This is a genomic window from Enterococcus sp. AMC1252 (assembly GCF_058216515.1).
Genome location: NZ_CM177097.1, coordinates 2,891,663 through 2,911,828 on the forward strand (window position 1 = coordinate 2,891,663; position 20,166 = coordinate 2,911,828).

21 protein-coding genes and 1 tRNA gene are annotated in these 20,166 nt (G+C 34.3%); 4 read left to right on the forward strand and 18 right to left on the reverse strand.

From position 1 onward, the window contains the following. Nucleotides 1-7: 7 nt before the first annotated feature. The 15 genes from AC4BB5_RS13640 to map form a co-directional block, all read right to left on the reverse strand. The gene (locus AC4BB5_RS13640; RefSeq protein WP_490456661.1) at nt 8-802 is read right to left on the reverse strand and encodes an ABC transporter permease; all 795 of its coding nucleotides are present in this window, start codon (nt 800-802) and stop codon (nt 8-10) included. A gap of 152 nt (nt 803-954) precedes the next feature. Continuing rightward, nucleotides 955-1,299: a hypothetical protein gene (locus AC4BB5_RS13645; RefSeq protein ID WP_086313945.1), complete on the reverse strand. Its 345-nt coding sequence runs from the start codon at nt 1,297-1,299 to the stop codon at nt 955-957. Next, entirely contained in the window at nt 1,299-1,640 is a 342-nt protein-coding gene (locus tag AC4BB5_RS13650; protein ID WP_490456662.1) for a DUF2304 domain-containing protein, read from the reverse strand. Before AC4BB5_RS13650 ends, AC4BB5_RS13645 begins: the two co-directional genes overlap by 1 nt. After that, complete coding sequence (locus AC4BB5_RS13655; RefSeq protein ID WP_490456663.1) at nt 1,640-2,368, reverse strand: glycosyltransferase family 2 protein; 729 nt, start codon at nt 2,366-2,368, stop codon at nt 1,640-1,642. The genes AC4BB5_RS13650 and AC4BB5_RS13655 overlap by 1 nt, the downstream gene beginning before the upstream one ends. Before the next feature lie 30 nt (nt 2,369-2,398). After that, nucleotides 2,399-4,282 carry a DUF2142 domain-containing protein gene (locus AC4BB5_RS13660; RefSeq protein ID WP_490456664.1) on the reverse strand — a complete coding sequence of 628 codons (1,884 nt, stop codon included), beginning with the start codon at nt 4,280-4,282 and terminating at the stop codon, nt 2,399-2,401. Between the two features lie 107 nt (nt 4,283-4,389). Further along, a complete protein-coding gene (rfbD, locus tag AC4BB5_RS13665) occupies nt 4,390-5,232 on the reverse strand; it encodes a dTDP-4-dehydrorhamnose reductase (protein WP_490456665.1) in 843 nt (280 codons plus the stop codon). Nucleotides 5,233-5,431: 199 nt separating this feature from the next. Beyond that, nucleotides 5,432-6,460 carry a dTDP-glucose 4,6-dehydratase gene (gene rfbB / locus AC4BB5_RS13670; RefSeq protein WP_490456666.1) on the reverse strand — a complete coding sequence of 343 codons (1,029 nt, stop codon included), beginning with the start codon at nt 6,458-6,460 and terminating at the stop codon, nt 5,432-5,434. A gap of 23 nt (nt 6,461-6,483) precedes the next feature. Then, a complete protein-coding gene (rfbC, locus tag AC4BB5_RS13675; RefSeq protein WP_490456667.1) occupies nt 6,484-7,056 on the reverse strand; it encodes a dTDP-4-dehydrorhamnose 3,5-epimerase in 573 nt (190 codons plus the stop codon). A gap of 13 nt (nt 7,057-7,069) precedes the next feature. Further along, entirely contained in the window at nt 7,070-7,939 is an 870-nt protein-coding gene (gene rfbA, locus AC4BB5_RS13680; protein ID WP_490456668.1) for a glucose-1-phosphate thymidylyltransferase RfbA, read from the reverse strand. A gap of 123 nt (nt 7,940-8,062) precedes the next feature. Further along, nucleotides 8,063-8,776, reverse strand: a complete 714-nt coding sequence (locus AC4BB5_RS13685) for a glycosyltransferase family 2 protein (RefSeq protein ID WP_490456669.1) — start codon at nt 8,774-8,776, stop codon at nt 8,063-8,065. Further along, on the reverse strand, nt 8,777-9,610 hold the full coding sequence (locus AC4BB5_RS13690; protein WP_490456670.1) for a glycosyltransferase: 834 nt from the start codon (nt 9,608-9,610) through the stop codon (nt 8,777-8,779). After that, entirely contained in the window at nt 9,610-10,392 is a 783-nt protein-coding gene (locus tag AC4BB5_RS13695) for a glycosyltransferase family 2 protein (RefSeq protein WP_490456671.1), read from the reverse strand. Before AC4BB5_RS13695 ends, AC4BB5_RS13690 begins: the two co-directional genes overlap by 1 nt. A 291-nt stretch (nt 10,393-10,683) precedes the next feature. Further along, nucleotides 10,684-11,820 (reverse strand): glycosyltransferase family 4 protein, encoded by a 1,137-nt coding sequence (locus AC4BB5_RS13700; protein ID WP_490456672.1) that lies wholly within the window; start codon nt 11,818-11,820, stop codon nt 10,684-10,686. Nucleotides 11,821-11,951: 131 nt separating this feature from the next. After that, nucleotides 11,952-12,866 carry a YihY/virulence factor BrkB family protein gene (locus AC4BB5_RS13705; protein WP_490456673.1) on the reverse strand — a complete coding sequence of 305 codons (915 nt, stop codon included), beginning with the start codon at nt 12,864-12,866 and terminating at the stop codon, nt 11,952-11,954. A gap of 18 nt (nt 12,867-12,884) precedes the next feature. Then, on the reverse strand, nt 12,885-13,649 hold the full coding sequence (gene map, locus AC4BB5_RS13710; protein WP_490456674.1) for a type I methionyl aminopeptidase: 765 nt from the start codon (nt 13,647-13,649) through the stop codon (nt 12,885-12,887). 485 nt (nt 13,650-14,134) lie between these two features. Here map and AC4BB5_RS13715 point away from each other — a divergent pair, with 485 nt between their 5' ends. Then, on the forward strand, nt 14,135-14,578 hold the full coding sequence (locus AC4BB5_RS13715) for a flavodoxin (RefSeq protein WP_490456675.1): 444 nt from the start codon (nt 14,135-14,137) through the stop codon (nt 14,576-14,578). A 69-nt stretch (nt 14,579-14,647) separates the two neighbouring features. On the opposite strand, the gene AC4BB5_RS13720 is transcribed toward AC4BB5_RS13715, so the two are convergent. Beyond that, a complete protein-coding gene (locus tag AC4BB5_RS13720; RefSeq protein WP_490456676.1) occupies nt 14,648-15,220 on the reverse strand; it encodes a TetR/AcrR family transcriptional regulator in 573 nt (190 codons plus the stop codon). Between the two features lie 255 nt (nt 15,221-15,475). Here AC4BB5_RS13720 and AC4BB5_RS13725 point away from each other — a divergent pair, with 255 nt between their 5' ends. After that, entirely contained in the window at nt 15,476-16,714 is a 1,239-nt protein-coding gene (locus AC4BB5_RS13725) for an aminopeptidase (RefSeq protein WP_490456677.1), read from the forward strand. A gap of 64 nt (nt 16,715-16,778) precedes the next feature. Beyond that, nucleotides 16,779-17,438, forward strand: coding sequence for a uracil-DNA glycosylase (locus AC4BB5_RS13730; protein WP_490456678.1), 660 nt, complete (start codon nt 16,779-16,781; stop codon nt 17,436-17,438). Between the two features lie 36 nt (nt 17,439-17,474). Here AC4BB5_RS13730 and AC4BB5_RS13735 read toward each other — a convergent pair whose 3' ends face one another. After that, nucleotides 17,475-18,335 (reverse strand): hypothetical protein, encoded by an 861-nt coding sequence (locus tag AC4BB5_RS13735; protein WP_490456679.1) that lies wholly within the window; start codon nt 18,333-18,335, stop codon nt 17,475-17,477. 306 nt (nt 18,336-18,641) lie between these two features. Here AC4BB5_RS13735 and AC4BB5_RS13740 point away from each other — a divergent pair, with 306 nt between their 5' ends. Then, nucleotides 18,642-19,685 (forward strand): acyltransferase, encoded by a 1,044-nt coding sequence (locus AC4BB5_RS13740; protein WP_490456680.1) that lies wholly within the window; start codon nt 18,642-18,644, stop codon nt 19,683-19,685. A gap of 277 nt (nt 19,686-19,962) precedes the next feature. Here AC4BB5_RS13740 and AC4BB5_RS13745 read toward each other — a convergent pair. After that, nucleotides 19,963-20,036 (reverse strand) — tRNA-Arg (locus AC4BB5_RS13745). Between the last annotated feature and the right edge of the window lie 130 nt (nt 20,037-20,166).

Here is a 20,166-nt window from a genome sequence, read left to right on the forward strand (position 1 = left end):
CTATACTTTATAATACATCTGAAAAATGAGGTTTCAAACGTCTAAATACAGTTGATCCAATTAACAAAAGAACAATCGTAAAGCCCCAGAAATACAAGCCATATTGCCAATGTTCCCAGAACCACGCTTTACCTGTAAATGAATCACGATATCCTTGTATGATGTAGTAAAGTGGATTCAATTTCAGTACTTTTTCGATCCAACCGGTAGGCGACCATAAAATGGGGAGTGTCCACATAATTGTTTGCATCGCTACATTGATAAATTGCATGATATCTGGTAAAAATGGTTGTGTTGAAGCTGTTAACCAAGTAACTCCTGTTAAGAAGATAATCAAACAGAATAGATAATAAATCAATTGTAACGCATGTAACGTTGGATAAATGCCAGTCAATGAAGTGATACCAAAACCAATCACAATAAAAAATAGATGCGTATATAGGTTTGATAAAATTTTCGATGTTGGCAAAATTTGTACGTTAAAGACTACTTTTTTTACAAGATAACTGTACTCTTTAAAAACATTTGTCGCAGACATCAATGAATCTGAGAAAAAGAACCATGGGATTAATCCTGTAACTAAATAAACGATAAAGGGATATTCCTCATTTGCTCCTCGCTCACGAATCTGAGAAAAAACAAACCAGTAAGTAAGTACGGTAACCAGAGGGGTAATAAACGCCCAGATGATTCCCAAAGCAGAACCTGCATATTTTGATTTAAAATCGTTAAATGAAAACTGTAATAACAGTTTTCTATTTTCAAAAATATTTTTAAAAATAGATAGTGTTTCTCGTATCATTGACTCTGTTCCTTTCCTATTTCCATCGCTCTTATCATTCCACTAAAAATAAGCTGCATAACATTACTAGTTTAAAGAATATACGCACTTTTTTCAAGTTATGTAAGTATTTTCTTAAGATTTAGTGACTGAAAGCTGATTTTAAAGGCTTTTTACTTAGCTAATTGAATGATAACGATCCCTAAAATAATCACACATGTCCCAATAACTGTCCCAAGTGAAACTTGTTCTTGTAAAATAAGTTTTGACCCTATTAAAACAGCGATATTTGTAAATGCAACCCCCATAGGAACAATATAAGAAACTTCTGACTTACTAATAATGACCATCCACAAAACAAAACTAAACATGTAGCATAAAAAACCTATGATGGTTGTAAAAGACATTGAAAAAGAAAAAATAGCATTCGTGATCTGAATTGAATTGGCTTGTGAACCTAGCTTCACTAAGATCAGACCTGAAGTGGATAAAACGACATATATTAAGAATAAGAACATTATTTTTTCTCCTTTTTATCTTTCAATATTGAAAGTTCTTGGATTAACAGTTTTATTTGGTTTTGCTGTTTTGACACCAAAGCGGAATTTTTGATTTCAATAAATAGTAAGACAAATATCGCCGCGATCAATAAGAAATTAGACGTTGTTTCAAATCCTAGATGCTTACCTAACCACTCTGGTAATTTAGGAAAGATAGCGAAAACCACTAATCCAGCAGATATAAACAGCCATCCGATAGCATTTTTCAACAAGAAAATATTCTTATTGATCGAACGAATAATATAAACAAAAAAGAGTATCGAGAATATCAGCATTTCTATTCTTAAAATCGGACTCATTAGTCTCCCTCCCGCATAAATCCTGAAACAATGATCGCAATGCTTACCTCAAACATGTATTTGATTGAAGTAAATGAGCGAATCGATGATTGTCCACCAGAACGTTCCATCATATTAACAGCAACTTCTTTGATTTTAAATTTCTTTTTCAATAAGTGTACAGTGGATTCTGGTTCAGGGTAACTCGTCGGATATTTTTTTGAAAAATATCCGATGATTTTTTTGTTACAAGCTCGATAGCCAGAAGTGACATCATATATTTTTTTCCCGGATGAGAGATAAATCAAAAAAGAAAGAATTTTGATTCCAACACGACGCATAAAGGTTGTTTGAAAATCCGCTTTTTGATTTGGTAAAAACCTCGAGCCTATAACGAAATCTGATTCATTTTTGATTATTGGTTGTACTACAACATCCAAACTATGGATATCATGTTGCCCATCCCCATCAAACTGCACAGCAATATCATAATCATTTTCTTCTGCGTATCGATACCCTGTTTGGACAGCTCCACCAATCCCCAAATTCATCACCAAGTGAACCGCATTAATTTTATTTTCTTCTAAAATCTCTTGGGTTTTATCTGTTGAACCGTCATTGATGACCACGTAATCGATTGTGTAAGAATAATTATGACTATTCTTTTTTTTGAAATTTTCAATCGACATAATTGTATTTAAAATATTTTCTTCTTCATTATATGCAGGAATAACTAAAAGAACGCGCAAAGTAACTCCTCCTTTACCAATTAGTAACTATTAAAAATAGTATTTTATTAAAATTTGAACAAAAACAAATATAAGGAGTAACGAACTACTGAAGAATGTTACTTTATCCATTGTTTTTTCACTATATTTAGATTCTAATTTTTTTGATGTTAAAATGTACATCCCTAAAATTGCCATTGGCGTTAGATACCGAGCTTGATAGCCATCGACTTTAAGTTCGCCTACAGGTGTGAACGTGATATAAAGGGCTGTAGCACTCAAAATAATCATACTTATAACAGAAAATCCAACTATTGTTTTTTCTTTTATATTAAAATAAACGTTCTCTTTTGTTTGAGCTTCTTGATAATCAAATAGACATAGGAACACTGTTACACAAATATTTAAAATAGTAACTAACGGATTGATAACTAATACATAGCCCATTAAACCAAACGTTGAAGATAAATACCCAATACTATTTGTTGAAAAGAAAACAATCAGCATTTTTAGATAGCTTATTGGATTTTTTATAATATTTGCCATTTGCTCATCCGAGTCAACATTCGGTAATTTCCACTGATTAATGCCCATATCAGATGAGTATTTATAAACTAAAAGAGCGACAACAAAGAGTAATAGTGATAAGGTGCTATATAATATCCACTGCGCTTTTTTATTCTTAAAGTTATCACTTCCCAATAAGAAAAACAGAACCAACACTGGTGCATAAACTACCTTAATAATGATTGCCATACTAAAACAGGCAGCAATCAAGATAAATTCAGATAGTTTTATATGAGACTTCTGATAACGAATTCGCATAATTTGCGCAAATCCCAACATGACCACACCTACTAGTAGCGCATCTACCCCAACTGATGCTGCAAGGTACAACATTACAGGTTGAGCCGCAAAAAATGCCATTACCCTTTTACCATATGGCATTTTTTTGATTGCGAAAAATGCTAATAATCCGTAAGCTAAGACATTAAATATTCTAGCAAACCATACATAAAAAATCATCGGTAAGTGGAATAACATTGCTACTTTTACTCCTATTCCACTAAAAATATAAGAGAAAAATGGATACGTAACCGCAGAAGTTTCTTTTTTTTCTTCGATCGGTACTGATTTTCCTTTAGCACTATTTTTATTGTACATGTCTCTAAATTCTTCATAAGCGGTATATGGTTCCTCTACATACATCGTTTCAAAACCAGCAGGTAATTGTAACTTATCTCCATTTTCAAAGAATAGGTTTCCTTCCGCTACCGAAATACTTTTTAGAATATGAGCACGTTCGTCCATCGTTTGTCCGACGGGCATGAGTACAGATAATAAAGAACCAAATAAAATAATAGCAAAAATAGTAAAATACTCATAACGTCCTTTAAATATCCCGCTAGCAATCAAAACAACGAAGATAGCTAACGATAATAAAACAAAAAATCGAATCAAGTTAAAATGAAACTTATTCGTTCGTTTTACATCAGCTATTTGAAACTCACGATCACCAATATTTTGAAACGTTAATGTCACTGGATTCTTTTTATCAATGATTTTGATTACTTCTAATGAATCCTGAATCTTTCTTTCACCATAATTCGTGCCTGGACTTGTTATCTTTACTATAGCATCAGGGCCTGGAACAACTGATGATATGAATGATAGTCTGGTTGCTCCACTTTTAGTGTTTGGAATAACCATTTTACCTTCTTTATCTTTGTCAATCAGCTTATAGGAATTTTCTCCTGTTTTTTCAACATTATCAAGTGTTATATTTGTCATATTTTCACTAACACTTCCGTATCTAAAATAGGAAAAATTAAACACCAACAGTTCAATCAATAATACAAAAATTACACAACCGACAAGTAACGTCAGAAGCTTATACAAATTTTTCTTTTTATCTGCAGAAATGACAACCATCATACACCATACCTTTTCATTATTTTTCTCCACTAAATAAAGGGCAGACGTAACAAAGTTGATAAGGAATAGAAACGCCCTAACCCTTTCTATTCCTTAAATAATCTTCGTTATTTTGTAATAGATGTCAACATAGATTCCAACGCTTTTTCCCAAGTTGGAATTTCAAATCCTAGCTCTTTCGTCTTGCTAAGATCCATTACAGAATATTTAGGTCGAATCGCTTTTTGCGGAAATTTACTTGAGTCTACTGGTAAAACTTCTACATCTGTATTTTTCAAAATTTCTTTAGCAAACTCATACCAATTACAGCTATTATCATTAGATAGATGATATATGCCGTAAGGAACATTCTCTTTTATAACAAAAACCATAAATTCAGCCAATGTTCTAGTCCAAGTAGGTCGACCAAATTGATCGTCAACCACGGTCAGTTGATCCCGAGTTTCTGCTAATTTTTGCATGGTGAACACGAAGTTATGTCCGTATTGCCCAAATACCCAAGAAGTACGGATAATAAAATATTTTTCCATAATTTCTTGAACAATTTGTTCGCCCAATAATTTTGTACGACCGTATTCGTTTTGAGGATTTGTTTGGTCATCCGTCTTGTACATATCCTCTTTTTTAGTCCCATCAAAAACATAATCTGTACTAATATAAACTAATGTAGCATCCACAGCTTTAGCTGCAGCAGCTATGTTACGTGTGCCGTCTACATTGATTTTTTCGTCTAATTCTTTTCCTTCATCTTCAGCTTTATCTACAGCCGTATACGCTGCACAATGATAAATCACTTCTGGCTTTAAATTTGTGATGTAGGCCATTGTTTTATCTGCATCCGTAATATCTAATTGCTTTGAACCTGTGGAAACGAATTCCACACCTTGTTCATCTAGCAAATGACGCAACTCTGTTCCTAATTGTCCATTACCGCCAGTTAAAAGTATCATCTTATATCCTCCTTCAAAAAAAAAACGATGACAAAATTCATTGTTGGAAACTATTTCATTCTGCTGTCTCGCTATCGCTTCGTATTTAGAGCGCGGATCAAAACCATTTTTTAGTTTTGTTCCACGCTCAACAACTCATTATTTTAATCATACTCGGTTAAAATCTGATGTAAGAAATCGTTGGAAATATGATACCGATTTATTGACCGTTTTTCGCATAATTGGCTTCTACAGCAGCTTTATCTGCTTCCCACCAATCAGAATTTTCTTTATACCATTGAATCGTATCTGCTAAACCATCACGGAAATTAGTGAATTCAGGCGTCCAACCTAATTCTTCACGTAGTTTTGAAGAATCGATAGCATAACGAAGATCATGACCCGGACGATCATTTACGTGCTCATACGCATCTTTTGGTTGACCCATCAACTCTAAAATCAATTCCATTACCGTTTTATTATCTTCTTCCCCGTCAGCTCCGATTAAGTATGTTTCCCCAAGTTTACCTTTGGTTAAAATCGTCCAAACAGCAGAAGAATGATCATTTGTATGAATCCAGTCTCTAACGTTTTTACCAGCACCATATAATTTAGGGGTAATTCCACTTAACACGTTGGTAATTTGGCGTGGAATAAATTTTTCAATATGTTGATATGGCCCATAATTATTAGAACAGTTGGAAATTGTTGCTTTTAGACCGAAGGAACGATCCCAAGCTTTTACCAACAAGTCCGAACCTGCTTTTGTAGAAGAATACGGGCTTGATGGATTGTAAGGTGTTTCAGCTGTGAATTTCTCGCCTTCACCTTCACCATGTCCCGGTAAATCCTCACGTAATGGCAAATCACCATAAACTTCATCTGTTGAAACATGATGGTAACGTACATCATGTTTACGACAGGCTTCAATCAATGTATAGGTCCCAATAATATTTGTTTGTACAAATGGAAATGGATCATTCAATGAATTATCATTGTGAGATTCCGCTGCATAGTGAACAACCGCATCTGTCTCTTTGACTAAACGATCAACTAATTCAGCATCCGCAATATCACCGACAACTAGTTCAACACGATCTGTTGGTAATCCTTCAAGATTTTTTTTATTTCCCGCATATGTTAACTTATCTAATACAGTCACATGAACTTCTGGATGATTGTTCACTACATAATGAACAAAGTTTGATCCGATGAATCCAGCTCCACCAGTAACAATGATGTTTTTCATCTTCAAGATCTCTCCTAATTTTTTTAGATTTCACCATAAACAAAAGGATTTTCTGGTTCAAACTCCTTTAATGTTGGGTGATTTTTATCTTTTTCAGACGTAATTGCTTTTTGAATATCGATAGGCCAATCAATTGCTAGATTAGGATCATCAAAAGCAATCCCACCGTCTGCAGCTGCATTATAATAATTATCACACTTATACATGAAGTTAACATTTGGTGTCAACGTCACAAATCCATGTGCATAACCTTTAGGAACTAATAGTTGACGATGGTTATGCTCAGATAAAATATACCCTTCCCATTGTCCATATGTGGGGCTGCCTTTACGGATATCAACGATTACATCTAATACCGCACCGGTCACAACACGAATCAACTTTGTTTGAGCCGCTTCACCTTTTTGAAAATGTAACCCACGTAGTACGCCCGCTTCACTTGAAAGAGAATGATTATCTTGTACAAAATCAAAATCTAATCCTTGCTCAGCAAATTTTTCTTTGGAATAACTTTCAGTAAAAAAACCACGATGATCGCCAAAAACGTCCATTTCAATGATTTTTACATCTTGTAATTTTGTGTCAATAACTTTCATTCTCTATTCGCTCCTAATCTGTTTCTGCCAATCTTAATAAATATTGTCCATAACCATTTTTCTTTAATGGTTGTGCTAGTTCGATCAGTTGCTCTTTTGTAATATAGCTCATTCGATAAGCTATTTCTTCTAAACAAGCCACTTTTAAATTTTGACGTTTCTCAATTGTCTCAATAAAAGTCGATGCTTCTAATAATGATTCATGGGTTCCAGTATCTAACCATGCGTAACCCCGTCCCATCACTTCAACAGATAATTTATTCTTTTCTAAATAAACTTTATTTACATCTGTGATTTCTAATTCTCCACGATCCGATGGTTTGATATTTTTGGCAATCTCGATTACATCGTTATCATAAAAATACAAACCAGTCACAGCATAATTAGACTTTGGCTTCTCAGGTTTTTCTTCGATTGAAAGAGCTTGCATTTGGTCATCAAACTCAACTACACCAAACCGTTCTGGATCATTCACATGATAACCAAAAACAGTAGCTCCGTTTTCTTTTGATGCTGCACGTTGCAACATATTAGATAAGCCGCCGCCATAATAAATATTATCACCTAAAACTAAACATACGCTATCATCACCAATGAATTTCTCGCCAATAATAAATGCTTGCGCTAAACCATCTGGACTTTCTTGAACTGCGTATTCAATATGGATTCCTAAATCTTTTCCGTCACCAAATAAACTTTCAAAACGAGGTGTGTCATCTGGTGTAGAAATAATTAGAATTTCCTTGATACCTGCCAACATCAATGTAGACATTGGGTAATAGATCATCGGTTTGTCATAGATAGGCATCAATTGTTTTGATGTGGCTTTAGTTAATGGATATAGCCTGGTTCCACTTCCGCCAGCTAAGATAATCCCTTTCATGAAAAAAACTCCTTATACTAATTTATTTTATTTACTAACATCACTAAATGCTATTATTACATTATTAACCATGATTGTCATTCGTTTTAAGAATATTTTATAAAACTGTAAAGTAGCTATTTTCTATGAATTAAAAAATATTCTTTTGAGTAATACATAGCTAATTGCACAGCGCCATTTCAATTGCTGGAAAAAGCTAGCTTTCGTATTGATCTCACTCGCATTGTTATTGTGCCTGCGGTATAGAGTGAGTTTTTGTGGAATCAAAGCACTTTTATTCCGATAAGCTGCAATCAACCCAATCCACATATCATGCATAGGAACTTTAGCAGGAATCGGTAATATTCTTGCCTTCAATCTACTACGAAAAGCCATTCCTGCACCAATATACTTATTTTTCACGATATTATGAAAAAAGCCGATTGTCACATTTCGATACTCGAAATAGGAAGGTTGGATTACTTCCAAATGTTCATCCACGATTACTAAATCGCTGATCACTAAATCTATTTTGGGATGGGAACGAAAAAACTCTAATGTTGTTTGAACTTTTTCTGGTAGCCAGACATCGTCTTGATCTGCTAGGAAAATAAATTCTCCCTGACTTTGGTTGATAGCAAACTCAAAATTTGCAATCACACCTTTGCCTGGCCCCTCAAACTTCTTTACCCGCTGATCTTTTTCAGCATAGCGTTTGATTATCTCCAAGGTCCCATCTTTAGAGCCATCGTCTGAAATAATCAGTTCATCATGACAGGCTAACTGGGGTAAGATACTTTCAAGCTGTTCTTCTAAATATTTTTCTCCATTATATGTCGCAATACAAACTGAGATCATTTATTTTCCTTTCATTAGTGATCGATACTCCAAAAAAGTTCTGCGCCAAATTCCGCGATTCTTAACACGTAAAAATTGTTTGATTGTTCTAAAAAGCAGATGCCTTCTATGGCTATAAAACTTCTCTTGATCATATTTCTTATAGAAAAGCGTTTCCCCACGAATAATCGATTCATATCGCTCACTACTAACCGTTCGGTAATCTAACACAGATAGGTCATGTGCTAGTTGATGATCTAAAACACTGATTTTTTTATCTAATTGATGAATCTTCCAAAAAAGCCAATGATCTAAAAAGTCTAAAGGAAACTCTAAGTTAAATGAGCCAATGCTATTCAGTGTGGCAAAAGGAATCACTGTTCCAGAATTAATGCCCATCAGTCTTTTAGAATAGAGACCAACTTTTGGCAACTCAGACTTTCGTCCAACGTATTCATCAGAAAACACTGGAGATATTTGTCTACCATGGGAATTGACAATTGGAACGTATGCTCCGACCTCTTCGTCTAATGACAAACTAAAAAGCGTTTCAAGATAATGATCATCAAGCACAGTATCTTGATCCAGTAACAACAGCAAGTCTCCTTGAACGTCCATAAGATACTGAGCACCAGCATTATATGCTTTAGCCAATCCTGGATTCGAACCGTCATGAATATAGTGAACATTTTTCAGATGAAATAATTCATCCTTTTGCGCTTTTGGACTGTTATCGTAAATAAATAGATACATTGTTGTTTTTTCCATGATCATTTTTTTTATATAATCATAACTAGATGTTTGCGAGAATTCAGTCTGATATAAAACGATCGTAACAACCAACTTATTCTCCACTAGAAAAACCTCCAGCCCCATTTGTTGAAAAATTTAATCATAGAATGTAAAAATATTTTAAATAATTTTATGTTTTTATGCGCACCTTTTTCATATAAATGAATCACAGTTTCAAACGGTGTATATAAAATTTTATAACCCGATTTTCCTAAACTCAAACACAGATCATTATCTTCAAAATACATGAAAAACCGTTCATCGAAACCGCTAATCTCTTTAAATTTATCGATATCAATAACCATGAAACAACCTGAGCCCATTTTTATATATGTTGTTTGATCATTAGGTAAATCTCTGCATTCATAATAACTTAAACGTTTATCGAATAACTTTTTGATTGATTGAGATGGAACGAATCGCAACATATAATCAAATACATCTAATTTTTGACGGACTAAATATTGCGTTGTACCATCTGAATTCAATACTTTGGGACACACTGCCCCTAATTGCTTATCTTCTTGTATTCGTTGAATCATTTTATCCAATGCTTCTTTTGTTATCAAAACATCTGGATTGAAAATCACCGCATAACGCGTGTCAACATTTTTCAATACTTGATTATGACCATAACCAAAACCTTTATTTTCTTCAGATTTATGCAAGAAGATAAATGAGCCGTAGCCTTCAAGTTTATTTATATAACTTTGCTCAGACGCGTTGTCAAATATATGTATATCATAATTTGATTTTAACCCTAATTCAATTTTTAAATTATCAAGCACATCAAAAATATGACGGCTATTGTGAGTAACAATGGAAATCGTTATTCTATCATTCATATTTTTGCTCCTCATTAAAATAAGATGAGTCAAGCCAGTAATTATCCATCTAGCTCATCTCTACCAAAAGTAAAGTAGCAACCGCACCTAGGTCTTTGCCATTATAAAATTTATCTGCCAAGAAGCTTTTTCCTATGAATAAAACCTCTTACACCTTGTATTCACTTATTATTTAGTTGAATTTTAGGAGAGCGGAGCAAAACTTGCAGTGTTTTGTCCCGCTCTCTCATTTTACTCAATCAATAAATTATAACACAGCTTAAAATTCCAGCAAAGATTCTCATTTATTATTTACTTTTTTTTAGAATGTTTGCCTAAGCGTTTTTCTAATTGTTGATGACGAAATTCGCGATTTCCAAACATACGTAAAATATACATCAACGGCTGATGATTTTCACCAACAAGTCCAATCATTTCAATAAATAACTCTAGCCCGATTGCACTAAAAACAATCAGCAGAATAGACGCAACATTGCTTGCGTAGCTGAACAACAACGCCACAAAAGAAAAGACCAATGCTAAACCATAAATCGTCATGACCGCACCTTTATGAGTAAAACCAAGCGACAGCAGACGATGGTGTAAATGCATCTTATCAGCAGAAGAAATTGGGCGCTTATTCATTAACCGACGAATAATCGCATAGACAGTATCTGTGATTGGTACACCTAAAATAATCATTGGTGTAATAACTGTAATGAATGTAGCATTCTTCAACCCTTGTAAAGACATAACAGCAATCATAAAACCTAAAAATAAAGCTCCTGTATCTCCTAAAAAAATCTTGGCTGGATAGAAATTATAAGGAAAAAAACCTGCGATACTAGCGACTAGAACGAAAATCACAATTGGAATATACACTGTTTTAGCATGAAGGAAAAAATAACCAATGACTCCAATAGTTGCTAAGCTGATAATCGATACTCCTGAAGCCAGGCCATCCAAACCATCAATCAAGTTGATTGCATTTGTAATAGCCAATATCCAAAATAAAGTCAATGGTAAACTAACCCAACGTAAATCGATATGTCCAAAAAATGGCAATGTTACGGCATCGATTCGAATCTCCGCTATAAAATAAACGACCAATGCACCTAATAGAATCCCAAGTGTTTTTTTCTTCGGTGATAATTCATAAATATCATCTATTAGCCCGGTCGCAACAACGATCCCCGCACCTAAAATAATTGGCCATATATAATCAACTGGTATAATCGATTGAAACATAACTAGACAAGAAAATGAAAAGACAAAATAAATACCCAATCCACCAGCTGTTGGCATATTTTTAGTATTTACCCTTCTTTCTCCTGGAGCATCATATGCCCCTATTCTAAAAGCCAATAATTTAATAATCGGCGTTGTAATCAACGATAAAATAAACGTCAGAAATAGACGGATAACAATTTCATAAATAAACATCGACATGATGAACCTACTTTCTTAATGTACATCGTATATTATACCGAATCATTCAGCATTTACAAGTTGGAACAAGTGTTTCCACCGAATATGAAACCCAAACATCAACTCGTTTATTTGAATCAAGAGCATTCGGTCTATTTCTTTAATTTTTCTTTTATTTTATCGACTAGTCTGTTGATCAATCCATAACGATGCTGAATTTTTTCATTTGATATATACTCTTTGACAACAGCATTGATGATACCACCTAGAATAATAATCGTTGCTGCAAAATTCAACCACAACATCAATATGATGAAACTTCCTATGATTTGATAACTAGCAATTTTTGAGCTGAAATACTTAATATATAAGCCAAACGCCTGTGACAACAGCATCCAACCACCAGTTGCAAACACCGCACCTGGTATGATGGAACGGAAGCTCAGTTTTGCATTTGGTACAACACGATAAATCAAACACATAATAACCAATAGAACCAAAGAAGTAATCGGCCATTTTAAAGCTTGGAAAGTATCAATGAAGTCAGTTGAGAAGTGAAATATCGGTTGTAGTAAGTCTAGAATAGTTTTACCTAAACCTAAAACTCCGACCACACCCACGATTGCTATCATAAACAAGAGAATCACAAGCAAGGACATAATGCGGACAATAATAAAATTTTTACGTTGTTCAACGCCAAATGCTTTGTTCATCGCAGTTTGTAAAGCATTGATACTTTGGCTAGCACTCCATAAAGCAGCTAATGCAGAGATTGACAGCAACCCACCTGAACGTTGGGTCAACAGTGATTGAATGGCTGGCTTTAAATCATCAAAAATGGCTTTGGGAATGGCTTCAGCAATATAAGGTAACACTTCATTCGGGTCAATATGTAAATACGGTAGAAGATTCCCTACCGCAATCAGTAGAGGAAACAGGGACAAAAGTAAATAGTACGCCACAACGACTGACGTATTTCCAATCTCTGAATCAATCATACGATGTTGTGTTGTTTCAATGAAACGCATTAACTTTTCATTGCTTTTTACTTTGTCCAACAGTTTCATAAAATGCTCCTCTAATAATTAATAAGTCAATTCTTCTCCTTGAGAAGTTAAAATTTTTGGTCCATCTTTAGTTATAGCTAATGTATGTTCAAATTGACAACTGATACCACCATCTAAAGTATACGCTGTCCAGCCGTTCGGATCCATTTTCATACGCCAAGTCCCTGTATTGACCATTGGTTCGATCGTGATTACCATTCCTTCTTTTAGGCGTAATCCTTTACCTGCTTCGCCATAATGAGGAATAACTGGACTTTCATGGATAGTCGGGCCAATTCCGTGTCCTACAAAGTCTCTTACAACTGACAAGTTTTCGCTTTCAACGTACGTTTGGATTGCATGCCCAATATCTCCAATACGATTACCAACTTGTGCTTGTTCGATACCAAGGTACAACGCTTTTCGAGTGACTTCCATTAAATGATCCAATTCAGGTGTTGATTTTCCTACGACATAGGCCCAACAAGAATCTGATACTGCTCCTTTTAAATCAATACACATATCAACTTTGATCAAATCGCCATCTTTCAATGGTTTTTTCCGAGGAAAACCATGGCAAATTTCATCATTGATACTACAGCACGTCGCATATTTATAATCTTCAAAACCAATTTGTGCGGCAATCCCGCCGTGGCTTTCAATAAAATCTCTTACAAATACTTCAATGTCCCAACTCGTAATTCCTGGTTTAATAAAGGTACGTAAATGACGATGAACATCGGCCAACAGTTCTCCAGACTCATCCATCATTTCAATCTCTCTTGGTGATTTTAGTGTAATCATTCAATATCGTCCTCCTAAAATTTAAAAGCTGAAAGAGCTTGGTCAACCTTGACAGGATAATAGGAAAAAATAAACGTGGTGCGCGTTACCAAAATTATTTTTTATCTTTTTCCTAAAACCTTCAATCCTTAGAACTTTAGCTCTTAAGCTAGATACTATAAAAGCGCAGCAGGCTCGTTCAATCTCATAGAAAAATAGGAAAATACGTTTGTGATGCTTTCTGTCATCGACATATTTTATCTTTCTTCATTGAGACTAGCCCACAGAGCTAGATAATCTTTATATAAGTGTATTTTATCATAATTTATGAAAATTTCACTGAAAAGTAGTTGTAAAAAATAGATTTCATTGCTTTTTCTCCCTATCAGCATCCTTAAACGTTGTTGCAAAAGCAATTTCTTAGGTTTCAACCTCAATTTTGTAATTTACACAACCTTCATTCTTCTGATATAATCAAAGTTGTATTACTTGAAGGAGGAATTCCAATGACCTTAGCTAAAATCGTTTATGCAAGCATGACTGGAAATACAGAAGAAATCGCAGACATTGTTGCTGAAGCTCTTGAAAATTTAAATATTGAAGTTGAAATCAACGAATGTACACAAGTTGATCCAGAAGATTTTGACGATGCGGACATATGTGTTGTTGCCACTTACACATATGGTGATGGCGAACTACCTGATGAAATCGTTGACTTCTATGAAGAATTACAAGAAATCGATTTATCTGGAAAAACGTATGGTGTATGTGGTTCTGGGGATACTTTTTACGATGATTTCTGTAAATCAGTAGATGATTTTGATGAAGTTTTCACAAAAATTGGTGCTACAAAAGGTGCAGATAGTGTAAAAGTCGATCTAGCAGCTGAAGAAGAAGATATTCAAAATCTTGAAGCCTTTGCTAAAAAATTGGCAGAAGCTGTAAAATAGTCATTGGCATAACAGGAGGCTGTCGTAAAACTCATTGAGTTTTACGACAGCCTCCTGTTTTAATTGAATTTAACTATCGATATCGATTGGTTCATCTCGTTCTAATATCTGGTCGATTGCTTCTTTCATCAAATGTTCAATTTGTTGATCACTTGGATGAATAATACCAGAAGTCATTAGCGCTGCAATTCCAGTAGCAACAATCCAGGTTCCCATATGAAGAGAATTAATTTCTGTGTCATTTAAATTCTCATAATCTGGATCTTGCTTAACTGCATTAGAAAAATAACTATACGAAAATTCCTGCATTCTTTTTCCGCCACCATATTCTTCTAAATATAACGCACGGTATAATTTACTTTCGTTTTTAGCAAAATGAATATAGTTCAAAGCTAAATCCACAATAGTATTCCCTGTATGGTTCACCGGAAATACTTCTTTTGCTAAATACTGATGAATCTTTTCAAATAATTCTTCTTTCAAATCATCCATATTTTTGAATTCTAAATAAATAGGCTGTGTTGAGCATTTCATTTTGGTTGCAATGTTTCGTGCGGTGAATTTCGAAAAGCCTTCAGTGGCCACTACTTCGTATGCAGCATTTAAAATCTGATCTTTAGTAATTGTTTTTTTTCTTGCCATAATCTTTCAATCCCCTCTACCTATCCTTTACAACGCTTCCATATAAATACTACAGTTATTGTAACACGATTTGTTTATTCTGCAAAATACTAGTCCTTCGATTTATATTATTTTATTTATTTGATTAGACGGGACTTTCAAGAGCTTTTTTTCAGAATTAAATAAGACGTTAAACCTATTTGATTGTTTGAGTTCACAGGCTTTACGTGTTATGATATTGTCGATTACACGAATGAAAAACTAGGAGGTTATTCTATGACATTACCAAATTTTAATGATACATTAAAAAAATATGCTAGACTTATTGCTGAAACAGGTGTCAACGTTCAAAAAGGGCAGAGCATCGTTTTACAAATCAGCGTTGATCAAGCACCTCTAGCACGATTGATTACAGAAGAGGCATATAGATTAGGCGCTGGTGAAGTAATTGTTCAATGGGCTGACGATATCGTTCAACGTGAATTCTTACTACATGCAGATGAAAAATATTTGGAAAATATTCCTCAGCATAAAATAGATCAAACAGATGACTGGATCAATAAAGGCGCTAGTCGAATCAGTGTTGTTTCATCTAATCCTGACGCTTTAGCAGGGGTAGATTCAGATCGTGTAGCAGCTTTTCAATCAGCTTCTGGTAAAGCTTTAGTCAACCTAAGAAAAGCAACACAAGCCAACAAGGTTAGCTGGACTGTTGTAGCAGCGGCTGGCAAAGAATGGGCAGCTAAAGTTTTTCCTAACTTAGAAAATTCAGAGCAACAAGTCGATGCTCTTTGGGATGAAATCTTTAAAACAACTCGTGTTTACGAAGCAGATCCCGTTGCTGCATGGGAAGCGCATGACAACAAATTGGCTACAAAAGCCGATGAATTAAACAAAGAACAATTTAAAGCTTTACACTACACAGCACCGGGTACAGACTTAGTAATTGGTTTGCCGAAAAATCATTTATGGGAAGGTGCTGGCAGCGACAATGTTCGTGGCGAAAAATTCATGGCAAATATGCCGACAGAAGAAGTCTTTACAGCGCCTGACAGTCGTCATGTGGATGGTGTTGTTTCCAGCACAAAACCATTAAGTTACGCTGGTACAACTATTTCTGGTATGAAATTTACCTTTAAAGACGGTAAAGTCATTGATTTTTCTGCTGAACAAGGGGAAGATGTATTAGCAAAATTACTTGAAACAGACGAAGGCGCCCGTCATTTAGGTGAGGTCGCTTTAGTGCCAGACCCTTCACCGATTTCTCAATCTGGAATCATTTTCTACAATACTTTATTCGATGAAAATGCTTCAAATCATCTAGCTTTTGGTTCTGCTTATGCTTTTAATCTACAAGGTGGAACTGAAATGAGTGAAGAAGAATTACAAAATGCTGGTCTAAACCGCAGCCATACTCACGTTGATTTCATGGTTGGATCAGACCAAATGGACATCGACGGAATTAGAGAAGACGGCACACGTGTTCCAATCTTCCGTAATGGTGATTGGGCTTAAAAAGAACAAAAACGTGCTGATTGAATCTGATCAGCACGCTTTTTTAGAGAGAAGATGTTCGCACATGAACTATCCAAAAAAATTAGTTGACGTAGTCCAAAGAGAAATGACGGGACATAACTTAGAAGGTTTCCTTTCCGGAAAAGGTCCTAAAAATGCCGTACTGATGCTAGTAGGAGAAGCTCCTGGTGAAACTGAGGTAAAAACAGCTATTCCTTTTAGCGGTCGATCAGGTAAAAAGCTCGATGGCTGGTTAGCCAAATCAGGTTTGAACCGAGAAAACATTTATATTACAAGCGCCGTCAGAAGCAGGCCTTTCAGCATAAAAAAACAACTCAATAAAAGAACTGGGATCGTCGAAACAAAGTATCCTAATCGAACGCCCACTAAAACCGAAGTCTTGGCTTACGCCCCATTATTAGATTATGAAATCCAAATGATCCGCCCAAAGATACTTGTTCCAATGGGCAATATTGGTTTACAACGACTATTGGGCAATAACTATACGATTTCGTCCTCTCATGGTAAGTTGCTTCATTTACCAATCTTGGTATATTCAAACGAGGCAAATACACTTACTAAGACAAGTGACAGCTTTACAGTATTTCCAATCTATCATCCTGCAGCTGTTTTTTATAATCAAAAACTTGAATCTACTATTGCGTCTGATTGGTTGACTCTAGCATCAATTATTAAGAATATACAAAAAAAGAACTGTAACTAGCATTATCTAATGTTAGCTACAGTTCTTTTTCAATTATTAATAAGGATAGTAAAACTCAACTGTATATCCTACTTTTTTAAAATTCTTTCTTAATTCATACGTTTGATAAGCGATTGTCTTACGATTAGCATCGTACAGTTCTTTGTCAGCAAATTTTACAACTGAATTAGAATCTTTGAAAAGCTTTAAGCCATTCTCTAAATATTTATTTGGAACACCTAATTTTTTAGCATCCAATTCGCCAGCGACTTTTCTATTGTCTCTGTATGAAGTCTTAGCTGAGGGATTTATTGTGAAATAATTTTTCTTTGGTACAAGCTTTACTTCAATAGCTTCTAGACGATAAGAATATTTTGATGTTCCAGCAGGAATTCCGCCTTTTTCCCAGCCCATCCAGCCAAATTCTTGGGCATGGACACGATAAAATACATCATATACTTGAGCCATTTGACCAGTTAATTTGATTTGGATTGCTTCTAAGCGTTTCTTTTGACCTGAAGTTCCTGATACTTGACCGTTCTTTTTCCAGCCTTGCCATCCAATATCTTGAACATGGGTACGGTATTGGATGTCCCCGCTATAAGGAGTATTCAATTTTAACTGGATTGCTTCTAGACGTTTCTTCTTACCAGAAGTTCCTGATACTTGACCATTACTCTTCCAACCTTGCCATCCAACATCTTGAACATGGGTACGATAAGAAACTTGTGGTACTCCTACACGTTCATTTTGCGCAAATGTTTCTGCTGTTTCCGACTCTTCATTTTGCAAGCCTTCCACACTTTGCATCTCCCCATAAGGTACAGCAGTGATTTCCTCTTCTGCAGCATTAGCACTGGCTGAGCCTAGAGCAAAAGACGCTGATAAAACTAACAACAATAAACTAACCTTTTTCATTTTCTCACTATCCTTTCTTTGTAACATAATAATTATATAATATATGTCCCTTGGATTACAATAGTTATTAAAACAATTTCCCCGAGATGTGAGGGTTTTTTAGATCTAACGAGAGACACCTATAATTAATATCAAAAAATTTAAAATGACTGTCTCATATTTTTTCTTATAATCATTAAAAATAACGTATCATTCCAGCTTATATCAGAATAATTTCAAATTTTTTATTAAATTATCTTAATTATTATTAATGTATGTTGAGAATATGTTAAAATAACATAGTTTGTCATACCATTGGAGGAAAAAATGAAAAGAAAAGCAAATATTGAGTTGTTAAGAATCATCAGTATGCTGATGATTGTGTACCATCACTACAGTGTCCATAGTAAATGGATATTTCCTGAACAATTTTCTAATAGACAATATTTTATAGAGCTTATAGGGAGTTTTGGAAAAATTGGCGTTGTCCTTTTTGTACTAATTACCGGTTATTTTTTAAAAGACTCTACCTTGAAGCGAAGTAAACTTATTACGCTTTGGAAACAAGTTACTTTTTATTCTATTACTATTTATCTAATTTTTCTATTTCTGGGAGAAATTGGAATCAGCAAGTATATCTGGGTTTACATCTTCCCGATCCCACTATCCTTATATTGGTTTCCCACAGTTTACTTCTTTTTGTATTTGTTACTTCCCATGTTAAAAAATTTTGTAACAACAGTTGAAAAGAACAAATTACTAAAATTTCTTGTAATGTTTATTATTGCTACACGAATACCTACAGTGCTTAAAAACATTACAAATCTTGATGCCAGCTTTCAACTTAGCCATCTAGCATTACTAATCGTATTTACTCTTATTGGCTATCTTATTAAGGAATTTGAAACTGAGTTAACTGGAATATATAAACGATTAGTATTGATTATTTTTATGTTTTCGCTAATATGTATTATAATTGGTCCAATTCTAATCAACTTCATAAATAAGACATTTTCTTTAAACTTTTCACATTATTTTTTTGCTGAATTATCTAGCATCAACACAATAATCTTCTCAATTTGTCTATTTGCTTTATTCTTAAGATTTAATATCAATAGTAAGTTAATAGTCTCTTTAGGATCTTGTATTTTTGCAGTATTGCTAATTCATGATAACCCAATCATCAGAGATTTTTTATGGATTACAACATTTAAAAATGCCGCTCACTTTTCTGATCCATGGCCTATGTTCATACTAAGAACGCTCATTCAGCCTTTACTAGTTTTTATTCTTTGCATAGGGATAGAATTGATTCGGAAAACGTTTATGAATCTATTAGTTATGCTAAAATCAAGAGTTCTACAGAAATGAAGCCATTGCCAAGATGAACTTATTACTAATTTTTACTTAGCAAAAAACAATTGCTATCACTAATTGGAATATTTTTTATCACGACACAAAAACATTCATAAATAAAAATTACTCTTAGATCGTTATGTATGACCAAGAAAAACAATTCTATGTCCAATCATTCTATAAATATCTGTAATAAAAAAATAACATTGAATACAATTTAAAATATTTATAACTCATTTGGCACAAATAAAATAAAACACCTATCAAATCAACATTTGACAGGTGTTTTTTACGTTCCCGACTGGAATCGAACCAGCGGCCTATCGCTTAGGAGGCGATTGCTCTATCCTACTGAGCTACGAGAACACTTCATTATTTATTTTAGAAGTCTTTTCAGTCAGTGTCAATGAAAAATAAAAAGAAAGTGATCCTAATTTAAACTCAGCATCACTTTCCCTCTAACTTTTTATTTACTATTGTTTTTTTTTACCTTTCA